This is a genomic window from Kitasatospora sp. NPDC093806 (genome assembly GCF_040683335.1).
GTDB lineage: Bacteria > Actinomycetota > Actinomycetes > Streptomycetales > Streptomycetaceae > Kitasatospora.
In genome coordinates, this window is the sequence record NZ_JBFBDO010000248.1 from 1 (window position 1) to 2358 (window position 2358).

Annotated in this window: 1 protein-coding gene and 1 pseudogene; one reads left to right on the forward strand and one right to left on the reverse strand. The window is 75.6% G+C overall.

What is annotated here, in order from left to right:
• Positions 1–267: 267 nt before the first annotated feature.
• Positions 268–1386, reverse strand: a complete 1119-nt coding sequence (locus AB0N76_RS39690) for a helix-turn-helix transcriptional regulator (protein ID WP_363565726.1) — start codon at positions 1384–1386, stop codon at positions 268–270.
• Positions 1387–1597: 211 nt separating this feature from the next.
• Here AB0N76_RS39690 and AB0N76_RS39695 point away from each other — a divergent pair.
• Positions 1598–2358, forward strand: a pseudogene (locus AB0N76_RS39695) (MFS transporter); the annotation flags it as partial.

Below are 2358 nucleotides of genomic sequence, written 5' to 3' on the forward strand. Positions count from 1 at the left end.
CCGCACCCGAAGCCGCACCCGAAGTCCCGCCGGAACTGCCGCCGGAACCCCCGCCGGTCTCACCGCTGCCCGCCGGACCGGCGGTCTCCTCCACACTCATAGCTGGCCCCCTCCGGACGGCCTGGCGGACCCCGCGCGGAGTCCCCCGTAGTCAGCTAACGAACGGTGGTTCCCGTCGACCCGACGGACCCCGGACGCTGCCGACCCGTCAGAACGTACACCGCCGCCCCACCCCCGCGCCCGTACGCCGAACCGCCCCCGCACGGCCTACCCCGCCCCGCCCCCGAGCATGATCCGCGCGACCAGCTCCCGCCGGCTGGCCACCCCGGCCTTCGCGAACACCGACTTGAGGTGGTCCTGCACCGTGTACGGCTTCATCGCCAGCAGCCGCGACACGTCCCGGGTGTCGCACCCGCGCACCAGCAGCAGCGCCACCTCCTGCTCGCGCGCCGTCAGCCCGTACGCGGAGAGGTAGAGCGGCATCGCGTCGGCGGGCGTCGCGGGGGACGCCACCACCGTCACCTCGCCCCCGGCGCCGCCTTGCAGCGCCGAGCCGTGCAGCACGAACCAGCGGCCGCCCCGGTCCTGCACCCGGATCTTCGACTGCGGCACCGGCAGGCCGACGGCCGCCCGGCGGGCCTGTTCGGCGGCCATCGCGAAGGCGGTCGGCACCCCGAGCGAGGTCCGGCTCGGATCCGCGAGCCGGGAGAGCAACTCCTCGGCCGGCCCGGACAGCGCGAGCGGACGGTTCGACGGGCCGAGCACCAGGACCGCCGGCCCCGCGTCCGGCTCATGCCGCTCGCCGAGGCCGAGTCCCGCACCACCGGCCGTCTCGTCCCCACCGCCGGACGGGACGTGACAGGCCCGCAGCGCATTGCCCAGGTGCCGGGCCGCGAGCTCGGCGAACTCGCGCTGGCGGCCCAGGTACGGCCCCCGGTCGGCCGCCCGCATGAACGCCGCGCAGCCCCACATCCCGCCGTGCGCGTCGAACACCGCGCGCAGCTCGTCGCCGAACCCGGCCGGACCGATCTGCTCACGGAACCGGGTGCTGTCCGCCGTCCGCCCCCGGGTCACCCGGCTCAGCGTCTCCGCCCGGACCCCGCTGTGCCGGATCTTGGGGAAGGTCGCCACGTCGTCCTCCCACACCTCCAGGCGCACCGCGTCCTCGAAGCCCTCCAGGCTCAGGTCGTCGCTCAGCACCGAGGTCACCAGCCCGCTCGCCGGGTCCGCGGAGTGCCAGCAGACCGCGTCGTACTCCAGGACCCCGCGCAGCAGTTCGTCGGCTCTGCGGAACACCTTCTCGGCCGTCAGACCCGCTCCGGCGAGCTCACGGAGACCCTCGATCGCCTGCTGCGCCGCCACCCCACGTGCCCCACGTAATCCCATGTGCCGGAAGCTAGCACGCACACCGACCATCGGCCCATGCGCCGACGGTCGGATCCGCCCTCCACCTCCGGGAGGGCCCACCGCAGCACGGCCTCATCCTCGTGGCGGTCCTCCACCGGCGGGAGCGTGCCGAACCCCTCCGCGCGGACCGCCCGCCGCCGCTATCCTCACACCACTCATCCGCCGTGACCGTCCGACCAGGAGCAGCCGAATGAGCAGCCCACCATCCTCATCGGCGAGCGAACTCGCCGTCCGCCGACGGTATCTGACGGTCACTCTGCTGTTCTGGCTGCCGCTCGGCCTGGCCACCGCCCCGCTGGTGCTGCTGTTCACCGCGCGCGGCCTCGGACTCGGCGCCGTGGCCGGCCTGTACGCCGTCCACTCGCTCACCACCGCCGCGCTCGAACTCCCCACCGGCGGACTCTCCGACGTGATCGGACGCCGCCCGGTGCTCGCCGCGGCCGGACTGCTCGACCTCGCCGCCTTCACCCTGATCGCGCTCGCCGACGCCTACGGGGTGCTGCTGTTCGGCATGGCGCTGATGGGCGCCGGACGGGCACTGGCCAGCGGCCCGGCCGAGGCCTGGTACGTGGACACGGTCCGCGCCCGGTCCGGGCCCGACGCCGACCTGCGGCCCGGACTGGCCCGGGGCAGCGCCACCGGCTCGGTCGCGCTGGCGGCCGGCACCCTGCTCGGCGGGGCCCTGCCGTGGCTGCTCTCCGACCTCCCCCACCCCGTCCTGCCGCTCGCGACGCCGCCGCTGCTGGCCGCCGTCCTCGAACTCCTCCTGATCGCCTACGTGTCGGCCGCGCTGTCCGAACCGAAGCGCCCGCCCGCCGCACCGCGCGCCGTGGTCCGCAGCGTCCCGGCCACCGTGCTCGCCGGGCTGCGCCTGGGCCGGCGCGACGCCGTCGTCCGCCGGGTCCTGCTGACGGCGGCCGCCACCGGCGCCGGCCTGGGCACCGTCGAACT